Genomic DNA, 22439 nt, shown 5'->3' with positions numbered 1-22439 from the left:
TAATACTTATTATATGTTACTTAATTTATATTTCTTATTATTTGATACTATGACTCGATTTTGCTATGTATTTTATTCATTATTAATGATACTTTAAATAAATTAAGTATGTGTATATGACACTTTTATTTGTTCTTGTTTTTTGTTACTAAGTTTTTTTCACTTGATTATTTTTTAATTTTCATTTTTATATTTATTCTTTGATTTTGTTATTTAAATAAAATAACTAATAATCGATTTATATAAATCGTAAATTTATTAAAAAATATTTTTAGTTACCATAAACATGTTACCTAATTAACCATTTAAATTTTTATTTAAAATCAAATAATTAAAATTTGTTACCTAAATGAAATAAAACAAATAGTTAACTATTGAAAATCAATCTGTGTGATTTTTAACAATTTTTCACCAAATATCTTGCTTTGCGTATTTTTAGGTGCTTTACTTAAAATACACAAAGAAACTAGAGTTAAGAAAAATGAATTTAGTTAATCGGTTGAATGAATGCATTAGGTTGGGTCAAACTATGACCCAATCAATAGCTAAAACTCAGTTTGGTGACGATAGCCCTGAGAAACGGGCTATCACTCGTCGATGGGGAATTCAGGAAGCAGCGGAATTGGTTGGTGTCAGTGCTCCAACTATACGAACAGCAGAAGAGTCAGGTCGGTTACCTGTCCCTGATATGATAAAAAAAGGAAGAGTTGAACAACGCGCTGGTTATACCATTCAACAAATAAATGAAATGAGAGATGTTTTTGGAACTAGATTGACTCGTCCCGATGGCTCAGACCCTCAAGTTTTGGCTATCGCAGCCCATAAAGGGGGTGCGTATAAAACTAGTACGGCTGTTCATACTGCTCAAAAATTCGCATTAATGGGATTGCGTGTACTATTAATTGATGCAACCGACCCGCAAGCGACTGCGTCCCTATATCATGGTTATGTGCCTGATCTACACATACATGTTGACAATACATTACTACCATACTATTTAGGTGAAAAAAGCGACGCTTTTTATGCAATAAAACCAACGTGTTGGCCGAATTTAGACATAATTCCATCATGCCTAGCTGTTCATCGCATAGAATCTGAAATTTATCCATTAGCTGACAGTCAGCGATTACCTACAGAGCCTCATTTATTATTACGAGCAGCCATTGAGAGTGTTTGGGATAATTATGACATTATTGTGCTAGATAGTGCACCAAACCTCGGCATAGGAACCATTAATGTTGTTTGTGCTGCTGACGTCATAGTTGTGCCCACCCCCGCCGAACTGTATGACTATGTGTCGACGCTACAATTTTTTACGATGCTCCGGGATTTATTAAATGGGGTAGATTTAGGTGGATTTGAACCCGATTTACGGGTGCTAATTACCAAATATAGCAACTCGTCAGGCAGTCAATCAGCATGGATGGATGAACAAATCAGGCATGCATTTGGTGGAATGGTATTAAATGAGGTGGTACGCGTTACTGATGAGGTGGGTAAAGGGCAAGTTAGGATGAGGACGGTGTTTGAACAGGCGGCTAACCAACGTTCTACCACTCATGCCTGGCGCAATGCCGTTCGCATTTGGGAACCCGTGTGCGATGAGATATTCAACCGCCTGATCAAACCTCGTTGGGAAAATATTTAGGAGAACGCTGATGAAACGAGCAAAAATGAAAAATGCACCGAATATAGACTGGAACAACATTCCGTCTAGCAACATCGGAACTAGTGCCCAATCGTCAGCTCCATCTGTAAACAATTTAAGGACCAGAGTGAGCGCGATGACTGGAAATCAAATAACGCTGCCCGTGATGGGCCAAAATGTTCTGTTCACATTAAAAACAATCTCTGCATCTATGGTTGACAAATCAACTATGGTTTGGAGTGGTAATGAACGAGATCAGGATTTCCTCAATGAGAATGCACTATCAGACATAATACCGACATTTAAAACAGTAGGACAACAAAATCCTGCATTTGGACGAGATATTTCGGGAGTTATAGAGGTTGCTGACGGTAGCCGACGACGTAAAGCGGCAATTTTGACTGGGCGTGACTATATTGTTCTGGTTGGTGATTTAGATGACAACCAAATGGAGTGGCTCTCTAATGTTGGGAATGATTACCGTCCAACATCAGCATTTGAACGAGGCAGGCGATATGAACGGTTATTGCCTAAATTCGATGGCAGCATTTCACAATTGGCATTAGCTGAAAATATCTCACGAAAAATCATTACACGTTGCATTTCAACGGCAAAAATTCCTCGCGAAATAATTGCGTTATTTTCCCATCCTGGTGAATTATCAGCCCGTTCAGGGGATTCATTATATAAATCATACCAAATTGATAATGAATTAATGCTATCAGTAACGGGTGAATTAACTGAAAAACAAAAAAATGGGGAAATTTTTAGTGCAGATGAAATTATCCGATTATTAAGCAATGCAGTAATAAAACACAAAAAACAAGATATAGATGCAATAGAGCGAGTTTTTAATCCTGGGGCACGTGCAATATACCGAGGTAATCAGTTCACGTTAACGATAGATAAAACAAAAATTCCCGATTCAATAATACAACAGATTGAGAAATTACTAGAAAATAGTAATAAAAATAATAGTTGATTTCATAATTCAGTAAAAATTACATTGGGACCACGGTCCCAATTGATTTGATAAATGGAATGGTAAACGATGGGTAACAGATGCCGCGGAACAACAGGAATATGAGGTACAACACGCAGAAAATAAACGCCAATCATCCCTGCACGCAACAGAACAGCGGATCGTAATGCTGGAACGTAAAAAACGATTGGAGATGGCAACGGAGCGGGACATTGCATTATTGCGGGAGTGGGAGATTTACAGCGTCAAATTGTCAGATGTAGACTGGCCTAAATCGCCAGCGTGATTATCAGGGGCCACTGCCCCTTTGTTTACTTCGGCTGTTCCGGCCAATTGATATCATCGGGTTGAATAAATTTACCATTTTCATAGATACAGCCCGTTCGCGTATCTGTTGGGCATTTTACCCATATTAATAGCGGGTGAAATCGTCCGTCCGGATTCGTATCTGTTAATTCAGTAACGACATTATTCTCTAATCTCGCCCAACTGTTTTCTGTTTTCATATCACCACCTGATTATAACGGCACCTGTACTACCGTTCCCACCGATACCATTCTCATTACCCCCACCGCCACCAGAGCCGATCAGCGTGCCGTTAGAGCCGGGGGCTCTTGGTATATATTGTTTCATGTGTATTTCACCTCACCCCGTACAGGCAAATGCCCCACCGTCAGTTCAATATTTTTTGTCGGTGACGTGATCACAAACCCAGCCGTTCCCGGCACATCGGCAATGGCATACTGCAGATCGGATATCAATATTTTCCCCGTTCCGTCAGGGTTTCCGCTCTCAAACAACGCATTATCAATGGCCACTGCAATGCGATGGGTGATTTCCGTGCCCACATGCGCAATACCATTGATGGTAAAATTAATTGTTCGTTTTATCGGAGATAGTGCCCAAACTAACGCCGTCGTAGGTCGTAACGGATAAATATAATCAGCAACACGTAATTGATCCCCTGTCGCATAAACGGCATAGGGTTCATGTGATGAGACACCATCGGTGCCAATGGGGAAACCATCCTGCCCATTATTGTCACACATAAAATATACGCCCACCGTACCCGCGCCTGCTGCTCTCGGTTTGACCCATGCCCGCGTAACACCAGGGACAGCTAACGCCCACTGTTTATAGTCATCATCCGAACCGCCCTGGGGAGACCCCTGATAGGCCAACAACATTCTGGAACGAAAATCGGCCTCGCTCTCTATATTGGCCCCTCCTGTTATTAGTGCAATTGCAACACCCTCAACATCCACACCTGCAATACTCTGGTCCAGTGTTAATGTCGTACCTGCCGGAGCATTACCGACTGCACCTCCACCTGAGTTATCATCGGTAACATCAGGCAATATTGCGACAAGAATTGCCTGCCCACGTCCATCTTGAATACAGATTTCCTCAGCGGTTTTATATTGATAGCCATCACCCCGGTTCAATATTGTGCCAGCAGGAATTATTCGCCCATTCATCCCCGTAAATTGATAATGCTCGCAACGTGCTACTATCGCAGGTTTTTGGAATATTTTTTTCAATGCCGCCCAGCCCGCCAACCATTCGTCGGTTGCCGTAAACGGTGTCGTTTGTTTCGCGATATAGTCGAGATAGGCGTAATGCAGATGTGCCATTCCTGCATCCATATCAGCCAAAACACCCATATTAGAAAATCGCAGTAACGGGCCTGTAGCGTTCAATTCCGATTGCAAATAGCTGCGATTCTGCTCCCGGAGTTCGGTTAACGTTTTTCGTTTAAACGGCATTATCTCGCTCCCATACCCAAAAAAACCGGAGGTCCCCATTATCACGCCCTGGGCGTTGATAACGGATCACCATATTCAAACGATTTGGCCAAACAATCTGAGTTCGAATATCAATGGATTTGGCCACACCATCATCCAACATCCATTGCAGCGCCTCACCTGCGTAATCCTCCGCGGCCCGCGCCACCGCTGTAGTCAATTTCTGCCGATGCAGCAACCACAAACGGGAACCAATTTGATAATCCGCCCCGCTATCACCCCACCAACCACGGCGATCGGCGCTGTCAATGTCATCATCAGAACGAGCCTGCCTGTCTGTAAACAAACTGATAATAATGGCCGTTTGCAAATCATCACCGGTGACCAAATCACCACGACCCACTATCCAATCGGCATGAATGTTTTTTACATCCCACCATGAGGTAATGTCACTCATTTGACCTGTTCTCCTGTCGTTTGGCTGGTTACCGTAGAGCCGCCCGATTTCACGCCAGTTACGGGATGGGTGTGACTGTTATAGGAATCGCGCAACTGTTTCATTGTAGTTTTATTGCTGTTGCAGTTATCGATAATATCGCCGGATACCCGTAATACGGGTGTGTTCAGCAAAACCTCTGTTGAGGCATTAACAGTCACCGTCGAGGCGTTATTGACTGTGATAGGCTGACCCCGCGCCTCCACTGTAATTCCCGATTCTGCCAGCAATATATGTAATCCCCACTGGTTATAAACAACAACCTCGCCTGATTTTAATCCGATATGCCGATATTTTTGATGATTACTGCCTATCACTACAGCATTGGATCGGTCTCCACCTAAAAACGCGAGAACCACGTCGGTTCCTGTGGGTAATCCAGACGAGAAACCGAACTCAGAAATACGGTTTGTGTTATCACGAACCTCCATCTCAGTTTGATACTGGATACGTTGAATCACACCATTATCATTACAGGTTGTTACCCTGCCGAGACCCAACATCATCATGGCACGACGATATAAATTTCTAACGCCCATTACGTGTCTCCATTATTGTGCTGTAAAACTCGTACGGCTGAACGGCAAACGCAGCCGGGGGCATCAGGGTTAATTCTGCCCGTGTTCCGTCATCCCGATTGCGAACATAGCTCACCTCTGACAACAACCACTGCTCTGACTCCAGCCCGAAAACAGGCAAATGAATAGGGATTAATGTATTGGGTTGCCACAATGAACCGCTAATATCCCGCCAACTGTCAACCAGACATTTCAACGTCTGAGAACGACCATAACGGCGGTTCATTTCCCAATTTATCGACTCCTGCTGTCGTCCCCATGTTGATAACGTACTCTCGATAATGGTCACGAAATTTCGATATCGCATTTTTTCTGCTTCAGGGTCTTTCGATTGAGCAATGGTGACTGCCTGATAACCATCCCCGTTCGACAGTTCATTTAACGTATTTACTGACAGTGACAACCCACTGTATTCAGAGAATCGTTCATGCATTGATGACTGATAGTCAGCCAGTTCGATATTTTTTCCCTGTTCGACACCGCTCGCCGCCACCGTATCACCAACACGAGTCAAAAATAAATTGCCATCGGGTATGTCGTAGTACAGCAATGCAGACCAGCGGGTAATTCGGTCTATGACCTCCTGTGATGATTCCCCCCAGTTCAGCGTAAATTGAGGCACAGATTGCATATCTGTCACATCCGATGTCACCTCAATGCCATACCACTGCGCTAGTTTCTGGGCAATCTGTAATGCGGTTGCTGAAGAGATAACGTTCTGCGGCCATTTTGCCGAACAGTCCACCAAATCCTGGCATTTACTCCTGCCGGTAACGCGGATTTGATGCGTTGATTTATTGATGGAGGAATTCCAGATGTCAACATACCCAGTAATCACAGGGTCATCACCCAGCAATACCTGACAGGGTTGACCAGATTCAACCAATTGTTTCTCGTGACTGCCGGGATAATAATCCATTAATGTTAGTTCAAAATCGGATGGTAGTCGTTCTATACCGCGGGTCACACGAACGCTGTCCCAGCCATAAATCGTTTTGCCATCAATAACCAATGACAATTCATTCGCATTTTTTTTCATTTCCTCAGCGCCGTAAATTTGAGAGGCATAAATGCCGGATGACGCGGATTGGTCGCCTGTAGTAGTTCATCACTGCGGGACGAATCCTGATAAATTCGATTGGCCACATTCAGTGCCGGCAGAACTGCAGGCAAACTAAATTGTGTCAGCCGACCAGATTCCGCTCCCTGCAACTCTGAACTGGTAATAAATTCATGTCTGAGCGACATCAGTGATTGATAGATGTCATCCGTTCCCAAATCACCTGACATTATTAACGCTCCATCCAATGTATGGCACACTCGGCGTTGCAGTTCGTTAGCCTCTTGGTTATTAGCTGGTGTGAACTCACTGGCAACTCGGGCCATCGCACCAGAAGATAATACGACCAACAGTAAAACAGTCATGTTTGTTACATGACGATCAACGAAACTCTGTTGATATCGAGTATTTTGAAATACTGACAAATTCTCAAAAATAGTAATTTTCTCATCTACACTACCGGCTGAACTAATAATTGAATCTACAACCCCATGTGCTGCCTGACTGAAATCCTCAATTGTCGAGGAATTTCGAAATCTATTAATGGACTCAATAATCGATTTACGGCTCATCACAACGGCAGCCGTGGTTTTTTGAACGATTTCAGTTTCGTCACGGTATTGACTGTCATGTGACCTAATTCCCGTAGCACCGGACACTGTGCCGCCGATTTTCCCACGCTGATAACGCCCATAACGCTCGCTACCAAATGTCGTTTTGAACATATCACTGAGGTTCGTTACCTCGTCCACTGAGCGCATAACCATACCAATCCACTGGTCAGCCGTGGCCTGGATAGTTTTCATGGCCTGCACGACTGAGCGAATTTCACCTCTCACCAGAGATACATATTTCGCCAGAAGAGTGGTATAGGTTCTCAGCCAGTGTTTGCCCACCTCGGTTGCCGATTTTGTGCTATTTGTAACAGCAAAAATCTGTAATCCAGATTCTATGACCGTTAATGTGAATTCAAATACCCACCCGAACTCAACATTTTCATTCATACGCAAACCAGACTCAGTCACACTGACCGTTAATTCGCCCAGTGTTGGATGAATCAATGTCCCGGCTGATCCTGTCTCACACGCGGCTACCAGATTTTTACGCTGGGTGATCACATCCGGCGCGTGATAAACCAGACTGTCCTGAATGATAAACCCGCGCAGGGTGATTTTTCGTGTCGCCCGGCCTAAATCCTCAATCCATGCCGTATCACGGTACGGATATTCATGAACAGCCTGACGGCGCCCAAATACACTCTCACCGGAAACCACTGCAAATGGTATGCCACGAAACGACGCTGGCCGTAAATGTTCTGACCATTTCCACGATGAGTCATTACCGCCCAGCAATGAAGAAAGGGCATCTTGTATAAAGGCCATACTGCCCCCTGAAATTTGAATGTTAAAAAGCCGCAGCTAAGCGGCTTGAGATATTTAAAGTCTGAGTTAGTACAAATAAATCCTTACGGATTATTTTTTACAAAGCAGATACATTTTCCAGTCTTCAATTGCTGTATCTAGCTCACAGATTCTTTTTCCTTCTGGAGAAATTAGATATTCGTTATATACACGTCCTTCATCTGCTCTTATTTCGCTTTGTTCAACAACTAAGCTACCTATGTATTTATTATTTTCTGGCTTACCTATTAAGTTAAACATGTTAACAAACGTTAATTCACCGTCTGTAATGAATTTTTCCTTTATATTTATGTAGTTATTATCAAAAGGAATTGCGAAATCATGTATAGCATGACTGACAGCCCACGCCGGAACCGAGAAATAAACGATACCTTTCTCGTGGTTATAACCTACGATTTTCATGTTAGAAAGAGTCGTTTTTGGGTCTTCCGTGTATCTTTGCCGTATAATATCTTTTTTCCCACGAAAGCCATTTTGAGTGACATAAATTATCCTGACACTACTTTTAGGTTTGGGTGACTGCGGGTTCTTTTCTTCAATAGTAACAATAGCTAACGACTCTTTGGGATTGGGAATAAGGGCACTGGTAACTTTCATACCTTCCCCTGCAACCCATGAAGTTATATCCCTACCTTCATAACATGCAATATTATCAACACTATGGATCTTTCCTGAAAAAGATAGAGGGAAAGCAAATCCTTCATATCTCCCTCCCATATAGGCATCGCAGCGCACTTTACTTTCAGCATTTGCACTAACAGATACCAAAAATAACGCAATAGTAAGTAAAGATGTATTCCATATAGTCATCATTTCTACTCAGTTCCTGTAGTTTATGCAAAATATAATAAATCACATTACTGAGTAAAATATAAGCTATTTTCACGGATTCCGCATCGAGGTCGTCACTTTCCCCGCTGTTTTTGACTGGAATACCTGACGCTCTCCCGTCTTATCATTTACCAGTGTGATTTCAACCTGCAGAGGATTATCGCCTACAGAATCCTGAACAGCCTTTGCCATGCCTTTGGCTATTTCTACTTCGTACTCAACCTCTTTTTTCTTGCCGTAGAGTGAGGGAAACGGCTGTTTTGGCTCATCGGAAGGCGGTTTTCCTAGACGGGGTTCATTAGCCGGCAAGGACTCTTGTTGCTCAGTTAAATTTCGCGTTTTATCTACATGAGGTTGATTAAATGAGAGTAAATTCGCCTCAATTAACCCATTGTTATATTGTTGCCGTTGCTCCGTGAGTTTTTTCGGATTACGTAACCCCTTCCAACGGTCGCCATGAATAGCCTCTGCAATTCCCGTACTGATCTGTTTATCACTGTACGGATTGGATTTGTTTTCAACCGTAATCATCGCACTCATCAGTTTTTTCAGCTCTGCTGGGTTGTGCATATCAATGCGCTGATGAGGGGAATATCCCGCCTGTTGGGAAACTCTGCGAATATACGTTGGGGTATTATTCCTAGCCTGCGGTGGAGCTGATTTATTCGGTGGGGCATATTTATTCAACAGAGATGATACCGTATTTAGTCCCCGTTCCGCATCCAGCATAATTTGACGCGCCATCGCTGATAATCCGTCATGGGCTGTGGCAAACTTTACATAGGTGTGATGATTCCCAAAATCTTTACCGACAGCATTAGGTGCCGCAACTAAATTGCCAGGATTGTTGTTCCTAATGCCGCGCGCAGTCACCCCAGAATTTTTGGGAAAATTAGCCGGCTCTTTATAAATATCCTTATAGGATTTTTGTTGTTCAGGCACTAGCGGGGACTCTAATTTTTCATTCCCTTTTTTTTCATGCCATTTCTTGTATTTTTCGCGATACCCATCCGTAATTAATCCAAAATCCAGCATCGTCTTTTCATACGTACTGAGTGCGTTATAAAATTCTGGGGTATTATAGCCCCATCGCATTTGGTCTGATTCATCACCACGGGTAAAACCTAATGTCCGCGTAATAGCGAAATTATCTGGTCCATATGTCAGTAAATCGCTAACGCCTTTCAACCCGTCATTAATAGAACCGTCAGACAGTAAAAAATTTGTCATGGCATTGCTGGAACGCTGCTTAAATCCCTCCCAAGAGGCGTTCAATAGACTGAGCGTTCCGTTCAGTTCGGTTAACTGTTGGTTTAATCCCTCTGGAACCGTCAGCCCCAACACCTCTGATTTTGTCAGTAACTCCTTATACCGCGCACCTTGACGCAATAGCGCCAATGTATTGGCATCCAGCCCTAAAAAATCCGAGATTGTTTTCTGTTTTGCTGAAGAAAAGGTGGGAAATACCTTAGTCAGTTCTTCCATGGTCTTCATCACATCAGCCGTGCCATCTTCCTTACGGATGATTGACACGCCCATACCATTCAGTTGTGCTAATGCGGCATCATTCCTAGCCCACAATGGATCGTTGAATGTTTGATATAACCCATCAACAGACGATTTCGCCTCATCGGCGTTCGCCCCCAGTATGACCATTGCCCCCGACAATCGGGAAAATTCTTCGGTGGTCATGTTGTTATTCTTTGCCATGACGTCTAAATCATACGCCTGTTTGCTGCGCTCCCCGATATGTTGCGCCATTTTTGTGATGCCGTATCCCACGGCACCAATACCGCCCAGCTTCAATCCCATGCCCAGATATTTACCGGACAATTCACCAAACATTTTCAGCGGGGGGATCATATCACCAATATTTTGCACATTATCCTGAGCATTACGTGCCATATCACGCAACCTGTTACTCAATGACCCGGCATTTTCCAGTGTTTCATTACCCCCGAGCCGTAGCCCGTCGCGAGTGGTGTTCAGCAGCGGATTCAACTGTTTCAGTTTGGATTCAATATCAGCCAATGTTTTTGTTGCGTTTTCATCGGCAGTTAACTCGAAATCAAATACATTTGCCATCATCTCCTCACATTATTTATACGTTCCGCCTGCTGGAACCACCATTCCAGACGGGAGCGACTCAGGAGCCAAGCCTCTCGTGGCCCCCAATGATAAAAATACGTGATATCAGCCGCTAACTGCTGCCATCCCCGGAGGGAATGTAGACCAAAAAACCCGTCATAAACTCCCGACAGACGTTAAAATCGGTGATAGCCATCTTTTTCAGTACCGTCTCAGGCACTCCTGACACCAATGCAATCAGGAGGCGCATAGCAGGCAGAGAACTACTAGTATTTTTCGCCTGCGCCTCGTAAAACTGTTCAACTTCTATCAGGCAAGGTTCGCGCAGAGAAATTTCTGTGTAAACCTCTTTGCCATCATTGCTCTCAATTCGTTTGCTGAGTTGGACTATTTTTGTCTTTTCCATAATAACCTCTAGTTTTCTGTTACCGAAATTCCTTCCCAGCGAACCTCAAACTCCGCATCTTCGCTGCGAACTTCCGGCGTTTTTACCGCCCACATGCCCTCACCGATGATGGTTTTACCGTTGGCGATTTCTGCCACAATGGTGACATTGGTCTGTTTGTTAAAATCTGCGACCGTGGTCCCACCACTGTCACGCACCCGACATGAAATAAAACACGGCTCAGGTTTTTCTTTGTACCCGTGCACCGAATCCATCCCTGTCAGGGTTTCGCGGGTCACGGTTGACGGGCTGTAGGTAAAATCCCCTGCTACCATGATAGACATGCCATCCACTGATACCAGAGCGGTTCCCGCCAGTCTGTTAGATGTGTTTCCCATTATTGCTCCTTATGCAGTCGGTCCCAGACGGAACTGGTTGAGCAGTGCGAATACGCGCAACTGGTTGATCAATGCGCCTGTCCAGAGGACATCGAGGCGGTTCGGATTATGGGCATTAATTTCAACCCGCAGCCCCTCAGCAAACGCCGCTGAATCCTGAACATAACCGTTGTATTCGAGTGTCCGGTATTGGGCGATGAGTTCAGCACGTACAATATTCGGGGTCACAATGGCCGAACCCGGCATGAACCGTGTACCGTCTCTGACCAGTTTCACCCGCCCAAATTTAGAGGTGATTTGGGTACGAATATAACGAGACACGAATGCCAACAAAAACAGGGTTTCTATTTGCAGGTAACTGTCGTCATTATCGCCATACGGATTTTTCTGGTACGTACTGATAATGTTTTCAATCTGTACGGTGCCGTCATCTGCCACGGTAACGGTTGAAATACCACTGTGCAGCAGATTATTTCGGTCAATCAGGTTCAGCTGATATTCTACTGCCGGTGCCAAAACCCCCGCTACGGGTAGTGTCTGTAATGGCCTGCCGGGATCATTTCGCAAACTCGGCGCAATAGCACCGGTTACAGCTGCTGACCAAATGTAGTTGGGAGTCGGTGATTTTGTTATGCCCAGCAGCGTTTCATGCTGATTGTTGTGGCGTTCGCCGGCATCAGCCAGTTCGCCATAGGTTCCGCTGACAACACTGATAGCATGGCCATACAATTGTTGTTCCCATGACCAGCGGCCACTGGTATCTGACAGGAACGATTTCATCTCATCCAGTGACGTGGTGTCCGTGTAGGGATTGACGATAAAATCAAATGCCCGGTCGCTGAGGTTGGACAATCCATTTTTCAGTTCCGGTGCCCCTGAACCCCCTGTCATGGGAGTGATCACCAACCCCAGCCCAGCCGGAGCCACCTCGCCGCCAGCCTGACCACGGTAATTCAGGCTGATATCAATGCCGTTACCGTGCGCCCCTTTATTTTTGGCGGTTAATGTGACCGTGTCATTTGCCGCAGTTGCAGTCACCGGTAGAGAAATTTTACGGTTAATCGCCGTAGTCAATGACTGTGCGATCTGCGCCGCATTATCCGTGGCCAACACAGTAACCTGCACCCGCTGACCTGCGATATACAAAGAAATAACGCCCGCATTGGTCGGCGGTGACGATATTTTCACCTGTCCTTTGGCTGCCAGCATATTCTCGCTATCGTTGAATGGCAGTACCCACAGTTCCGCTGCAATGTCGTTGGCCAGATACGCCGTCACCATGCCATGTAACAATGAACCATGACCATACTGGGACGCTGCCTGTTCTGCTGAGGAGACTCGGACGGGAATATCAGGTGCTGCCGTTGCACTGCCCAACATTTGCCCGATGATGAGCGTGCGCTGGGTAGCGATGGCACTGTTTGCCATTGAGTTATCGAACTCAACGAAAAACAATGGCGTCCTGAGATTATTGGGAATACGGGAAAACGGGATCGCCATTATTCATTCTCCTGATTCGTTGATTTTTTGGCGAGTTTAGTTTCCGCCATGGATTCGACCACATCACCGTCTCTCAATCGGCGGTGCCAAAACAGTGTATCCGGCACCTCAGCGCCAGATTCGGGCAAAAACTCGCCCCTGACCGGACAACGAACACGCCGCCCAGCAACGGGTTTAACAAACATAATTTACTCCAGATTAATGCTGATATGGGGTTCAGGGGTGTGCTCTGGCATGGCAATCGTGACATCAATGCCGTCCAGTGGATGCGGCTCAATCGGGTAAAAATCCTCCGGCCCCTGATAATATTCAATATCAATGTCCATCAGGAGTTGCGCCATATGCGATTCACCGCTGGCATCAATATCGATTTGTGACCGGATTTCAGCATATTGTTGAACAACGCGGGTCAATTCATAACTGTTAATAACCGCCCGCTCGATTTGCTCCCGCAATGCCTCCAGTGCCAGTTCTGCCCGCTCTGCACCATAATCAGTCTCGTTATCAAATTCCTCTATCCTGCCGGTGACTCTGACGGTGGTTATGGTGTGAAACTGCGGGACATTACGGCCCAGTGATTTTTTATGATCAAACGGGGTTTGCACCAAAATACAGGGGTAGTCCTCACTGCGTGTTGACCAATCGCGTGGTGAATAAACACGGGACTGCGCATCCGTTTTATCCATGAGTGCCGTCACGACCATATTACGCAACTGTGCTGCATTCATTTTTCCACCACCCTGTTGAGTAACAAATGTGTGCCACCATGACTGTCAGGCTGAACATCGTGTACAACAAACTCGGTATTGATGCTATAGACAAACACGCGGTCACGTTGGCTGGGCGGGGATTTGAATACAGCATCGCGAACCCCCAGTATGGGTTTTGTCGTATTGATGCTGCTATCACCGTCCAGCGACTCCATTTGCTGGGCATAAGCACGATCAAACACCCCCACGATGTCATACGGTTGGCCATCTTTAGGCTGCCAGTTCACCCGTTCAGCAAACTGCTGATGCAACGGTGCTAACAGATGTTTATCCCAGTCAATTGGCATTATTCCTCCTGTAGATTGCCGGACAAAAGCCGCGCCTTCAAATCATCCAGCCGCGCAATAACACCCAGTTCAACCAGACGCTTTGCATCCGCATCCGAGATATAAATCACCGAATTTTCAGGATATTCAACACCGTCATGTTGGACCGTATTCCCCTGCAGGACGACAAACTCCGGAGCTTCTTCTTCTTCATCAGAAGCGCGCTCGTTGTCAGGTTCAGTCTGGGTTGTCTTTTCAATATCAACATCGGGAAATTTTTCTGGCTGTGTCTGAACTTCAGCCTGAGTTACACCCTCTGTCGGATTAACCTGCAATTCAGGCGGTAAACCGCCCAAATCATTGTCGGTTGTCACAGATTCTTTTTGATTTTTCGCCATATCACACCACCGTTGCACATAATGCCGCGTTGACTCGGCTGGGGATAACCAACGGAGCAGACTGCATCATCAAAAAACGCTGAGCCGGATCTTCCTGTAACCACGATTTCGGCGCATAGGCCATTGGGCCATAGGTAAATGCGGGGTCAATAATAGCACCAAAGACCCGTGTCCCCATCAGGTCAGAGCCGGACATAATTACCGCCCCATCCGGTATCATCGGCTTTTCTTTGCCGTCCACCGGGTCAATAAACCAGTCGTTATACACCCACAAGTCAAACTGCCCCCAACGGCCTTTGTAAACCGCGCCTTTTTGCACCTGTGTACCGGGGTTAATCTGGTTGTTGTACGGGTTTAAGGCCGGAAATTTGATGGCACTGTCGATGATGGTGGTATCCTGCCGGAAGGCCGTCCATGATTTCGTGGTAAACACCAGATCCGTTGGCACCGCCCCGGAATTCTTCAGAATGCGCTGCGCCCACACTTCGATATCCTGCGACGGCTGGGTGTTGGTTTTGCCTGCCTCCACTTTCGTCGGCCATTTATCGCTGCCACTTAAAGTGACGGTCAGGTCAGCTGTGCGCCCGAAATTGACCACTTTAGTCTCGTAACCTTCGCCGGCCACCGTGATGGTGCCGGAAGTCAGGGCACTGGCAGCCATCCACTCTAAGCGTCGGTTAATCATATCGATCTGGTCAGCCAGCTCAAATTGGATATTGAGCATTTCACGCTCGGCGGCGGCGGCGGTGTACTGACCGCCAATGCGCTCACCAATCTGGCGGCGAATGGGTTTGCGTAAATCCGGTGCGCGCTTGTCTTTGATGTACGCCGGTTTAAAGCTGTTGGTCTGAAATTTACGCGATTCTACCAGCTTGCCTTCCACTAGCGGGGAAACAAACGGGGTCATGCGACGCAGGCCGACATCCACGTCAATGGAGACTTCTTCCGTGTCAGATTCAACGATGTTCGGAAAAAATTTGTCCAGCAACCAGTTCTGGCTGGTGATCAGGTTCGGCACAACCTGCACCAAAGCGTTAGTGTTGTATATATTCATGCTTTTTCTCATACTTTAAGACGTCGCAACGCCTGCCATGACCGACATTCAGACGTCTTGTTCAAAGGGAAATCAGGCGGTGATGCTGTCGCACAGGAAAAGCGAGAGCTTGCGAAGTTCAGTGGTCAGTTCAGGCAGCGTCCAGCTTTCATCATAGAGAATGTGATGCTGGTTAAATTCGCCCATCAGGTACACCCCGGCGCTCTGGCTGTTGTCGGTGGTGTCCACGTTATCCACCAGAATGGCACAGGGCACCTGACTGCCGTCGGTCGCATCTTTTTTACTGAGCACATACTCGCGGGAAGCGGTGATTTGCCCCAGTACTGCGCCGCGCTGAAAAAGACCGGCTTTAGCGACGGTCACCGTGTCAGTAACCAGTTGCAGTTGCCCGGCAATCAGCTGATCCGGGACGAAGACCGACTGGCGCATCCCCGGCTGAAAGGGGTTATTGGCATACTGTGTCATGATTTCGCTCCTTTATTGGCGTTATACAAATTGATCATTTGTTGCGCCAGCGCATCCGCAGAGCCGGCGGCAGGTTGCTGCGCATCAGGGCCGACTCTGACCTGCTGTTCGGCTCGCATCCGGCTGTCCAGTGTGGTGCGCGTTGCCGCCGGTTGCATCGTGCCCATCGCTTTCAGGGTATCAATGGCTTCACGGGCGGACAGGCGGGTATTGAAAGCCAGATGTGCCGCCATATCAGGACGGCCTGCGGCGTATTGGCTGCCAAAAATTTTGGCACCGCGTTTTTGTTCCGCACGGCGGCCTTTTTTGACGTCTTTGTTCTCATCATCGTCTTCGGCATCCGCATCGTCGTTCTCGTCCGCATCCGGGTCGTCGTCCTCGTCTTCTGACTGGGCTTTCTTCGCTTTTTTGGCTTTTTTGGCTTTTTTGCCTTTTTTGTCCTCCTTATCATCATCGTCCGCATCAGGATCATCATCCTCTGCGTTTTCATCTCGCTCGTCTTCCTCGGCCTGACGGCTTTTGGCTTTACGGGCTTTATCGTCTTCGTCGTGCTCATCAGCAGCACGGGCTTTAGCACCGAGCAGGTGGGGAAATTTAAACATCGTTATAGTACTCCAGCGTCTTTCATGAGTGTTTGAAATGCGACATCCGGTGGCGCGACGGTATCCGCCAGCCCCGCCTGTACGCCCTCGTCTGCCAGATAACAGGCAGCTTGTGTGTTGCGGATTTGCGCTTCTGAGAGGCCGCGATTACGGGAAACCGTGCGGACAAAAAGTCGCCCCATTTCATCAACATCGTGTTGAAGGGCAGATTTCGCCGCATCGCTCAACGGCACATACGGATTACTCTCTGCCTTGCGATCCCCGTAGGTGATGATAGTAACGGTAATGCCGTCTTTTTTGATGCTCTGTGACCAGTCACTGTGAATGACAATCACCCCCACCGAACCCACACCGCCGGTGCGCGGTACCGTGATTTTGTCGGCGGCACTGGCAATTGCATACGCAGCGGAGTAAGCATTCTCGCTCAGAATGGCCTGGATGGGTTTTTGACCGCGATCCCCTCCAGTACGTCATAACCCGCGTCTTTTTTCGCCTTACGCGAAAAATAATCGTCATCATCATCGCCCCAATCCAGACCCGATTTAATTCGGGTCAGCCCCAGACGTTCGGTTAATGCCGCCATGACGACTTCTGCTTTTCTAGGATGTATTGCCAGCGGCACATTAAATAGCCGCTGGGCTAAGTGAGGTAAATTCACTTCGCCTCCGTATTATTCGTAGGTTGTGGTGCAGGGAAAGGCTCAGCCCATTCGGGTAATGGGATACCGCGCTCTTTGAAAGCTTCAATTTCACGCGCCCGCTGATCGAGCATTTCTTCCCAGTCTTCACCGGCGTTTTCGGCTGCCTCCATTTCTAGGGTCGACAGTCCGGCATTCATTCCCAGAATGGCACCTTTCTTCTCAGCAACCGGGTCAACCCAGCCGCGACCCGGTCCCATCCAGCGTGCACGGCAATACGCCGCTTTTGCCTCAAGAAAATCGGGCGCATTATTAGGCAAAGGCAACTGCTCGGTGTCGTGGATTTCTTCCACAAAAGCCGAAGCAATAGGTTGGGCAAAGCCAATCGCAAAATCATCACGGCGTCGCGTCAGGGTTTTCCAGGCTTCCAGCATCGCAGCGCGGGCAGACGAATAATTGACATCTGACCAATCCTGTGTGACTTGTTGCGTTGACAATCCGGTTGCAGCCGCAATATTTCTCAATACCGCGCTTTCAAATCCGTCAAAGTTATTGGTTGGCCGCGTTGCCGAAATGGTGACGATTTTTTCATTAGGGAACAGATGAGGAATGCGCGCACCGTTCTGCAAATTTAATCGCTTGTCTTCATAAAACTCAGTGCGTTGCGTTTGATAAGCGCTCAATTCGTCACCGCTAAGATCGCCGCTATCACCAAGGGCAGACCCTACCATTTGCGAATCATAGGGCGACTCAATGTAGGCACCAAAAATGGCATTGAGGATCGCGGCTTCCAGTTCTGATTCATCATATTTAATCAACATTTTCAGCCGCTGCACTATCGGCGCTAATATTCCTATTCCACGATGCTGTGCACCACGTTCGTGGTCAAAGTTATGCACGACTATCGGACGCCCCCAATCCGTTTCACGCTGTATCCGTTGCCATGTCATGGTTTTTTTGCCTGCCCACCAGTCACCGATATGGGCTTCCCGGACGTGATAAGCCACAGGAACGCCGTCACGGTCAATTTCCACGCCGCCACGCACGTGCTCCATATCGAAATTCTGTTGCGGGTTACTGAGCCGATCCGGGTCGATGATTTGCACCGTGGTGGCATAACGTCCGCGACCGGGACCTAATCGGTCAGTACGATACTGAAGGACCGCCAATGCATCGCCATCGAGTAATTTGTGTCGAAAGCCGAGACGCAGCATTTGCGAGACGGTCTGTTTGCGTTCGACATCACAATACAGCCCCGGATCATTCGCCCACGAACGCCAGTGTGCCTCAATAACTTTGCCGTACTCATCCGCCCAAGTCGCATCAAACGCCTTGTTGCCGGTGAGTAATTTCAGCATCCGGTAATCCGCTTTAAATATCGGCCGATAGTTTGCACCAATGGCATTATCCAATACGCGGGTAATGGTACCGGATGCCCAGCCGTCATTTCGCGCCAAGTCGCGCATACGTGACACAATGCGGTCACGGTAAATATTGATTTCATTATCCGGCGACCACAGCGCTGGTTGCCAGTTGGCCAGCTGGTCACTGGATGAGTCCGCTGCATCATAGGGAATACGCCCGCTGCCCGATAAGGCGTTAAATTTCAGCTTCGTCTTCGAGGACGGTAACGGCTCACCGTTCGGTCCTAATATTTTTACACTCATCAGTACCTCACCCTGAAGGGTCTCCTTCTGGCGATCCCCAATTCGGTTTGTATGGCCTGAATCAACGCCAGCAAGTCACCCAGACTGGTTTGTTGATACGATACAGAACGTGTTCCGTCCCTCTGTGTATAAGAGAATGAAACACCTTTCGCCCCGGTTGACAGTTCGATATAGGCTTGTTGAGCAGCATTGAGCGCGGCCTGAAGCTGTTCACGACTCATGCCGGTCAGAAAACTGGTTCTTCGCATTGAATATCCTTAGGGCAGAAGCTGCGCCATGCGTTTGCGGGCTTTCGGTTTTTCCGGTTCCTGAATGATGGCGCCGGGATATTGCAGGCTGGTTTTAGTTTCGAGTTCAGCCGGTGGCGGCTTTAATCTGTCAGGGCTATTTTCAATAGCCGTAACCAATGCATTCAGTTTTAGCCCCATGAACTGCAAACCACACAACGCGGCATATGCATAAACTCGACAATCCAGCGCTTCATTTGCTCTGCCGGGTAATTGCTCCCACACGCGATACGTTTGACCACCTGACGTTTTTAATACAGAACGCTCAGCCAACAATTGACTGAAATAGTTCAAATCCCTGTCTACAGGAAAATGCATATAAGCAGGCGCTGATTCTCCGGATTCCGGAGGCAAAATATGTAATCTGGAACGAACGGCATCTTTAGCTGCATTTACGCCAATGATTATGGGTTTGAATGTCGACTTACTACGTGACGATGGCCGTTTTGTCGGCCAGACTGGAGAGCGTTTTCCACCTCTGGCAGACTCACCTTTTATCGCCCAAATTCTGCGACCTAAACGCTCACGAGCAAAGTTATAAACTTTTTGTGTGTGATTACCACCGGAGTCAATACACACCGCCATAATGACAAAACCACGTCCATCCGCGCGACGCCATACCTGTTTCAAATACGCATCCAATCTCGTCCACGGTTCGACCATTTCTAAATCACCTTCAATCACATCGTAGGAAATAGACCAACTTTCCTCATTGCGACCCCAACCAACAACCTCAATTTCAAATCGACCATCCTGAGTATCAATTCCTGCAGTCAGTACAGCAACACCATCAGGAACCTCGGCCGCCCATACCTCACAACGTTCAATGAGTCGTTTTTCACTGAGGTATTTTTCTCCTTTATCTTCGTAGGTTTCACCTAAGACAAGGTTAATAAACGTCTGCCTGAGCAACGGATCGTGTTTAACTCTCAACCACTCAGCGACCAAATACTGCCATGCAGCATTAGGAAACAAGCTGTAACCAGCCCAAATGTGAAAGCCAGCATGTCCAGTAAATGGTTTTGAGGCACGCCATTCGCCGTTCTGGACCATCCACGTTTTTTCACTATGCTGAATAACGCAACCATTATGACGACAAACATAATAGGCGCTCTCAGGTATACCTCTGCCATCTTCGTCTTTTTCCCATTTAATACCGTATGGAACATCTGGATCGCCCCATTCCAGTACCTGATACTCATTACAATGAGGACAGGGTACGTAGTAGTAACGCTGGTCGCTGTCGTGGAATGATTTTTCTATACGGCTTGTTCCCCTGACTGTGGGTGTCGAACCAATCACAATTTTACGGTTCCAAAACGTCTCTGAACGTTTGATACCCAGTGATATTTGGTCGCCCTCCGCGCCAGCACCACCGGATGGATAGCCGTCAACCTCATCAAATAAAATGATACGACAGGTTATTCGACGGAAACCACCTGGTGAATTTGCCCCGATCAGCGTCAAATTCGCGCCATTAGAAAAAGTTTTTTTCCTGATGGTTTGATTACTGTCTTTCGCTTTGCTATCACCTGCTATCTCTGTCAACACAGGTGTATCACGCAGCATAGGCGCTATCTCGGTTTTACTATAATCCTCAGCATCTTCTTCACGCGGCTGAACAACTAATATGGGTGACGGGTCATGCGATAAGTAATAACCAATCACATGATCCAGAATTTTGGTGTAACCAACACGTGCGGATTTCTGAACTGAAACCATCATCACTTTAGGGTCAGTAATGGCATCCATCATGCCATCCTGATATGCAAATGAACGAAAGCGCCCAGTTTGGGCGCTCGTTTCTTTTGATAATACTGCGTAGGTATTCGCCCACTGACTCAATGATAAAGGTTCTGGAGGGCGGATTGTTTTCCTTTGCTGTATTAAAGCATTAAGAAAATTGTCCCAGGCAATAGGATTAACTACTGACGTCTCCATCACGACTCAGTTCCTCCATAGCCTCGTGAATCAATTCCTGTAGTGCCGATACAAAACCAGTATCATCGGTAGTCGATGCCAGTGCTCGCAACCTCGGTCCATGTTCAGGCCCTATCGCTATTAACCGTGTTCGCATCCTTGCGTACTCGCTACTGACAGCATCAATCATGTCCTGATACGGTAATAACAACCCCGCTTCTTTCTCATAGTTCAGCTTTGCCTGCAGTACCCGATAATGTTCCCGACGACGGCGATATTCATCCAGTGATATATCATTACTCAGTTGGTCTGAATCGATGTCATCACTAAACCACTCTCCGTCATCTCCAGTGTTACCACTATGTTCAATCGAATTGTTACCTGATTGGATTTTTTGGGGTTTATTTCGGACAATTTCTTTTTTTTTTCGCCCCGGGTAACAGTTTTTCTGTACTGCTCAATATTGGCGTTTGACGCGTCAACATCAATGTCATCACCGTCCATAACCAGCCAACCACGGGCTTTCCACTGAGTTACGGTTTTCCGACTGACATTATGCAGCCGTGCAAAATCAGCCTGTTTCATCATTACCTCTGTGTTACCTGTTACCCAAATTTTTAAAACTCGTAGCTAGTGAGAAAACACGGCGCGCAATGCCCGTGATATATCAATCGATTAGGAAGGACCCAAAAAATTATGCTCCGTTACCATCTCTGTTACCTCGCGTTACCCTGCCGCAATTGCGTCGAATTTTGACAATGGTGTACAGGGTGGGACCGCGGTCCCAGGTCATATTTTGATACTCGGTTTATAGTTGGGACCGAGGTCCCAATCATCATGACTGAATAAATTCATTAGGAACATCAACCACTCCACCCAATTGTGTGTCCACTACATTGCGACAAACAGCTATTTGTGGGGTTTCTCCATCATGCCAATAACCAGCTGACCAAACAGGACCTTTAGCCATCACGTTACAAGTTAAAACTATTTGATATTTTTCAATCAACGAGCCGCACTGTTCCCAATCAGTTGATGGAGAATACTCGGTGCCTTCTGATTCTGGGTCTGAACCAACAGAACACAGATATTGGCCTGAACTATCACTATAATCCATCAACGAAACATCAAGACCAATCGCCTTGGCTACAGCCCAATCCAACGCTATTCCTGTTAATTCATTCGTTTTTAACTTCATAATAATTTCTCTCTAATAGTGTTATTCCCCTGTTACCTTCCGT

Annotated in this window: 27 protein-coding genes and 2 pseudogenes; 3 read left to right on the top strand and 26 right to left on the bottom strand. The window is 46.7% G+C overall.

Features of this window, described 5'->3' with window-relative positions:
• Positions 1-481: 481 nt before the first annotated feature.
• From sopA to AACQ81_RS10955, 3 genes and pseudogenes are all read left to right on the top strand, one after another.
• On the top strand, positions 482-1648 hold the full coding sequence (sopA, locus tag AACQ81_RS10965) for a plasmid-partitioning protein SopA (RefSeq protein ID WP_237387342.1): 1167 nt from the start codon (positions 482-484) through the stop codon (positions 1646-1648).
• Positions 1649-1658: 10 nt separating this feature from the next.
• On the top strand, positions 1659-2630 hold the full coding sequence (locus tag AACQ81_RS10960; RefSeq protein ID WP_336885680.1) for a ParB/RepB/Spo0J family plasmid partition protein: 972 nt from the start codon (positions 1659-1661) through the stop codon (positions 2628-2630).
• A gap of 58 nt (positions 2631-2688) precedes the next feature.
• Positions 2689-2916: pseudogene (locus tag AACQ81_RS10955) on the top strand (tail fiber assembly protein); the annotation flags it as partial.
• Between the two features lie 25 nt (positions 2917-2941).
• Here the strand turns inward: AACQ81_RS10955 and AACQ81_RS10950 are convergent.
• The 26 genes and pseudogenes from AACQ81_RS10950 to AACQ81_RS10825 all read right to left on the bottom strand — a co-directional run bounded on the left by AACQ81_RS10950 (position 2942) and on the right by AACQ81_RS10825 (position 22396).
• Positions 2942-3136 (bottom strand): hypothetical protein, encoded by a 195-nt coding sequence (locus AACQ81_RS10950; RefSeq protein ID WP_237387341.1) that lies wholly within the window; start codon positions 3134-3136, stop codon positions 2942-2944.
• A 1-nt stretch (position 3137) separates the two neighbouring features.
• Positions 3138-3263, bottom strand: coding sequence for a hypothetical protein (locus tag AACQ81_RS10945; protein WP_272903074.1), 126 nt, complete (start codon positions 3261-3263; stop codon positions 3138-3140).
• On the bottom strand, positions 3260-4396 hold the full coding sequence (locus AACQ81_RS10940) for a baseplate J/gp47 family protein (RefSeq protein WP_237387340.1): 1137 nt from the start codon (positions 4394-4396) through the stop codon (positions 3260-3262). Before AACQ81_RS10940 ends, AACQ81_RS10945 begins: the two co-directional genes overlap by 4 nt.
• Positions 4386-4832 carry a phage GP46 family protein gene (locus tag AACQ81_RS10935; RefSeq protein ID WP_237387339.1) on the bottom strand — a complete coding sequence of 149 codons (447 nt, stop codon included), beginning with the start codon at positions 4830-4832 and terminating at the stop codon, positions 4386-4388. The genes AACQ81_RS10940 and AACQ81_RS10935 overlap by 11 nt, the downstream gene beginning before the upstream one ends.
• Positions 4829-5410, bottom strand: a complete 582-nt coding sequence (locus tag AACQ81_RS10930) for a phage baseplate assembly protein domain-containing protein (RefSeq protein WP_237387338.1) — start codon at positions 5408-5410, stop codon at positions 4829-4831. The genes AACQ81_RS10935 and AACQ81_RS10930 overlap by 4 nt, the downstream gene beginning before the upstream one ends.
• On the bottom strand, positions 5400-6488 hold the full coding sequence (locus AACQ81_RS10925; RefSeq protein WP_237387337.1) for a phage baseplate assembly protein: 1089 nt from the start codon (positions 6486-6488) through the stop codon (positions 5400-5402). The genes AACQ81_RS10930 and AACQ81_RS10925 overlap by 11 nt, the downstream gene beginning before the upstream one ends.
• Positions 6485-7891, bottom strand: coding sequence for a DNA circularization protein (locus tag AACQ81_RS10920; RefSeq protein ID WP_237387336.1), 1407 nt, complete (start codon positions 7889-7891; stop codon positions 6485-6487). The genes AACQ81_RS10925 and AACQ81_RS10920 overlap by 4 nt, the downstream gene beginning before the upstream one ends.
• A 90-nt stretch (positions 7892-7981) precedes the next feature.
• Positions 7982-8743, bottom strand: coding sequence for a hypothetical protein (locus AACQ81_RS10915; protein ID WP_237387335.1), 762 nt, complete (start codon positions 8741-8743; stop codon positions 7982-7984).
• A 69-nt stretch (positions 8744-8812) separates the two neighbouring features.
• On the bottom strand, positions 8813-10849 hold the full coding sequence (locus AACQ81_RS10910) for a hypothetical protein (RefSeq protein WP_339353442.1): 2037 nt from the start codon (positions 10847-10849) through the stop codon (positions 8813-8815).
• 112 nt (positions 10850-10961) lie between these two features.
• Complete coding sequence (locus AACQ81_RS10905; RefSeq protein WP_237387333.1) at positions 10962-11255, bottom strand: phage tail assembly protein; 294 nt, start codon at positions 11253-11255, stop codon at positions 10962-10964.
• Positions 11256-11263: 8 nt separating this feature from the next.
• The gene (locus AACQ81_RS10900) at positions 11264-11632 is read right to left on the bottom strand and encodes a phage tail tube protein (protein ID WP_237387332.1); all 369 of its coding nucleotides are present in this window, start codon (positions 11630-11632) and stop codon (positions 11264-11266) included.
• Positions 11633-11641: 9 nt separating this feature from the next.
• On the bottom strand, positions 11642-13132 hold the full coding sequence (locus tag AACQ81_RS10895) for a phage tail sheath subtilisin-like domain-containing protein (protein ID WP_237387331.1): 1491 nt from the start codon (positions 13130-13132) through the stop codon (positions 11642-11644).
• Entirely contained in the window at positions 13132-13317 is a 186-nt protein-coding gene (locus AACQ81_RS10890) for a DUF2635 domain-containing protein (protein ID WP_237387330.1), read from the bottom strand. The genes AACQ81_RS10895 and AACQ81_RS10890 overlap by 1 nt, the downstream gene beginning before the upstream one ends.
• Before the next feature lie 3 nt (positions 13318-13320).
• Entirely contained in the window at positions 13321-13860 is a 540-nt protein-coding gene (locus AACQ81_RS10885; protein ID WP_237387329.1) for an ATP-binding protein, read from the bottom strand.
• The gene (locus AACQ81_RS10880) at positions 13857-14189 is read right to left on the bottom strand and encodes a head-tail joining protein (protein ID WP_237387328.1); all 333 of its coding nucleotides are present in this window, start codon (positions 14187-14189) and stop codon (positions 13857-13859) included. Before AACQ81_RS10880 ends, AACQ81_RS10885 begins: the two co-directional genes overlap by 4 nt.
• On the bottom strand, positions 14189-14566 hold the full coding sequence (locus tag AACQ81_RS10875) for a DUF4604 domain-containing protein (protein ID WP_237387327.1): 378 nt from the start codon (positions 14564-14566) through the stop codon (positions 14189-14191). Before AACQ81_RS10875 ends, AACQ81_RS10880 begins: the two co-directional genes overlap by 1 nt.
• Before the next feature lies 1 nt (position 14567).
• Positions 14568-15620, bottom strand: coding sequence for a major capsid protein (locus AACQ81_RS10870; protein WP_237387326.1), 1053 nt, complete (start codon positions 15618-15620; stop codon positions 14568-14570).
• A 72-nt stretch (positions 15621-15692) separates the two neighbouring features.
• Positions 15693-16085: a head decoration protein gene (locus AACQ81_RS10865; RefSeq protein ID WP_237387325.1), complete on the bottom strand. Its 393-nt coding sequence runs from the start codon at positions 16083-16085 to the stop codon at positions 15693-15695.
• Positions 16082-16687, bottom strand: a complete 606-nt coding sequence (locus AACQ81_RS10860) for a hypothetical protein (protein WP_237387324.1) — start codon at positions 16685-16687, stop codon at positions 16082-16084. The genes AACQ81_RS10865 and AACQ81_RS10860 overlap by 4 nt, the downstream gene beginning before the upstream one ends.
• Before the next feature lie 2 nt (positions 16688-16689).
• Positions 16690-17345 (bottom strand): annotated as a pseudogene (locus AACQ81_RS10855) (S49 family peptidase).
• Positions 17342-18991 (bottom strand): phage portal protein, encoded by a 1650-nt coding sequence (locus AACQ81_RS10850; RefSeq protein ID WP_443089554.1) that lies wholly within the window; start codon positions 18989-18991, stop codon positions 17342-17344. The pseudogene AACQ81_RS10855 and the gene AACQ81_RS10850 overlap by 4 nt, the downstream one beginning before the upstream one ends.
• Positions 18991-19239, bottom strand: a complete 249-nt coding sequence (gpW, locus tag AACQ81_RS10845; protein ID WP_237387323.1) for a gpW family protein — start codon at positions 19237-19239, stop codon at positions 18991-18993. Before gpW ends, AACQ81_RS10850 begins: the two co-directional genes overlap by 1 nt.
• A gap of 9 nt (positions 19240-19248) precedes the next feature.
• The gene (locus tag AACQ81_RS10840; protein ID WP_237387343.1) at positions 19249-21219 is read right to left on the bottom strand and encodes a phage terminase large subunit family protein; all 1971 of its coding nucleotides are present in this window, start codon (positions 21217-21219) and stop codon (positions 19249-19251) included.
• The gene (locus AACQ81_RS10835; RefSeq protein WP_237387322.1) at positions 21200-21409 is read right to left on the bottom strand and encodes a hypothetical protein; all 210 of its coding nucleotides are present in this window, start codon (positions 21407-21409) and stop codon (positions 21200-21202) included. Before AACQ81_RS10835 ends, AACQ81_RS10840 begins: the two co-directional genes overlap by 20 nt.
• Positions 21410-21498: 89 nt before the next feature.
• On the bottom strand, positions 21499-21786 hold the full coding sequence (locus tag AACQ81_RS10830; protein WP_237387321.1) for a hypothetical protein: 288 nt from the start codon (positions 21784-21786) through the stop codon (positions 21499-21501).
• A gap of 247 nt (positions 21787-22033) precedes the next feature.
• Positions 22034-22396: a phage protein NinX family protein gene (locus tag AACQ81_RS10825; RefSeq protein ID WP_237387320.1), complete on the bottom strand. Its 363-nt coding sequence runs from the start codon at positions 22394-22396 to the stop codon at positions 22034-22036.
• Positions 22397-22439 lie beyond the last annotated feature (43 nt).

Source organism: Xenorhabdus sp. Sc-CR9 (genome assembly GCF_963897815.1).
Classification (GTDB): domain Bacteria; phylum Pseudomonadota; class Gammaproteobacteria; order Enterobacterales; family Enterobacteriaceae; genus Xenorhabdus.
Note: the sequence above shows the minus strand (reverse complement) of the source record. Positions and strands in the feature narration are given on the sequence as shown.

What these genes read in the sequence shown, in the direction of transcription:
- AACQ81_RS10885 (WP_237387329.1), bottom strand. Translation starts at nt 13,860, where the DNA reads ATGAATGCAGCACAGTTGCGTAATATGGTCGTGACGGCACTCATGGAT.
- AACQ81_RS10935 (WP_237387339.1), bottom strand. Translation starts at nt 4,832, where the DNA reads ATGAGTGACATTACCTCATGGTGGGATGTAAAAAACATTCATGCCGAT.
- AACQ81_RS10945 (WP_272903074.1), bottom strand. Translation starts at nt 3,263, where the DNA reads ATGAAACAATATATACCAAGAGCCCCCGGCTCTAACGGCACGCTGATC.
- AACQ81_RS10830 (WP_237387321.1), bottom strand. Translation starts at nt 21,786, where the DNA reads ATGATGAAACAGGCTGATTTTGCACGGCTGCATAATGTCAGTCGGAAA.
- AACQ81_RS10925 (WP_237387337.1), bottom strand. Translation starts at nt 6,488, where the DNA reads ATGAAAAAAAATGCGAATGAATTGTCATTGGTTATTGATGGCAAAACG.
- AACQ81_RS10860 (WP_237387324.1), bottom strand. Translation starts at nt 16,687, where the DNA reads ATGTTTAAATTTCCCCACCTGCTCGGTGCTAAAGCCCGTGCTGCTGAT.
- AACQ81_RS10895 (WP_237387331.1), bottom strand. Translation starts at nt 13,132, where the DNA reads ATGGCGATCCCGTTTTCCCGTATTCCCAATAATCTCAGGACGCCATTG.
- sopA (WP_237387342.1), top strand. Translation starts at nt 482, where the DNA reads ATGAATTTAGTTAATCGGTTGAATGAATGCATTAGGTTGGGTCAAACT.
- AACQ81_RS10950 (WP_237387341.1), bottom strand. Translation starts at nt 3,136, where the DNA reads ATGAAAACAGAAAACAGTTGGGCGAGATTAGAGAATAATGTCGTTACT.
- AACQ81_RS10915 (WP_237387335.1), bottom strand. Translation starts at nt 8,743, where the DNA reads ATGATGACTATATGGAATACATCTTTACTTACTATTGCGTTATTTTTG.
- AACQ81_RS10865 (WP_237387325.1), bottom strand. Translation starts at nt 16,085, where the DNA reads ATGACACAGTATGCCAATAACCCCTTTCAGCCGGGGATGCGCCAGTCG.
- AACQ81_RS10960 (WP_336885680.1), top strand. Translation starts at nt 1,659, where the DNA reads ATGAAACGAGCAAAAATGAAAAATGCACCGAATATAGACTGGAACAAC.
- AACQ81_RS10890 (WP_237387330.1), bottom strand. Translation starts at nt 13,317, where the DNA reads ATGTTTGTTAAACCCGTTGCTGGGCGGCGTGTTCGTTGTCCGGTCAGG.
- gpW (WP_237387323.1), bottom strand. Translation starts at nt 19,239, where the DNA reads ATGCGAAGAACCAGTTTTCTGACCGGCATGAGTCGTGAACAGCTTCAG.
- AACQ81_RS10880 (WP_237387328.1), bottom strand. Translation starts at nt 14,189, where the DNA reads ATGCCAATTGACTGGGATAAACATCTGTTAGCACCGTTGCATCAGCAG.
- AACQ81_RS10900 (WP_237387332.1), bottom strand. Translation starts at nt 11,632, where the DNA reads ATGGGAAACACATCTAACAGACTGGCGGGAACCGCTCTGGTATCAGTG.
- AACQ81_RS10870 (WP_237387326.1), bottom strand. Translation starts at nt 15,620, where the DNA reads ATGAATATATACAACACTAACGCTTTGGTGCAGGTTGTGCCGAACCTG.
- AACQ81_RS10930 (WP_237387338.1), bottom strand. Translation starts at nt 5,410, where the DNA reads ATGGGCGTTAGAAATTTATATCGTCGTGCCATGATGATGTTGGGTCTC.
- AACQ81_RS10910 (WP_339353442.1), bottom strand. Translation starts at nt 10,849, where the DNA reads ATGATGGCAAATGTATTTGATTTCGAGTTAACTGCCGATGAAAACGCA.
- AACQ81_RS10850 (WP_443089554.1), bottom strand. Translation starts at nt 18,991, where the DNA reads ATGAGTGTAAAAATATTAGGACCGAACGGTGAGCCGTTACCGTCCTCG.
- AACQ81_RS10840 (WP_237387343.1), bottom strand. Translation starts at nt 21,219, where the DNA reads ATGGAGACGTCAGTAGTTAATCCTATTGCCTGGGACAATTTTCTTAAT.
- AACQ81_RS10920 (WP_237387336.1), bottom strand. Translation starts at nt 7,891, where the DNA reads ATGGCCTTTATACAAGATGCCCTTTCTTCATTGCTGGGCGGTAATGAC.
- AACQ81_RS10875 (WP_237387327.1), bottom strand. Translation starts at nt 14,566, where the DNA reads ATGGCGAAAAATCAAAAAGAATCTGTGACAACCGACAATGATTTGGGC.
- AACQ81_RS10825 (WP_237387320.1), bottom strand. Translation starts at nt 22,396, where the DNA reads ATGAAGTTAAAAACGAATGAATTAACAGGAATAGCGTTGGATTGGGCT.
- AACQ81_RS10905 (WP_237387333.1), bottom strand. Translation starts at nt 11,255, where the DNA reads ATGGAAAAGACAAAAATAGTCCAACTCAGCAAACGAATTGAGAGCAAT.
- AACQ81_RS10940 (WP_237387340.1), bottom strand. Translation starts at nt 4,396, where the DNA reads ATGCCGTTTAAACGAAAAACGTTAACCGAACTCCGGGAGCAGAATCGC.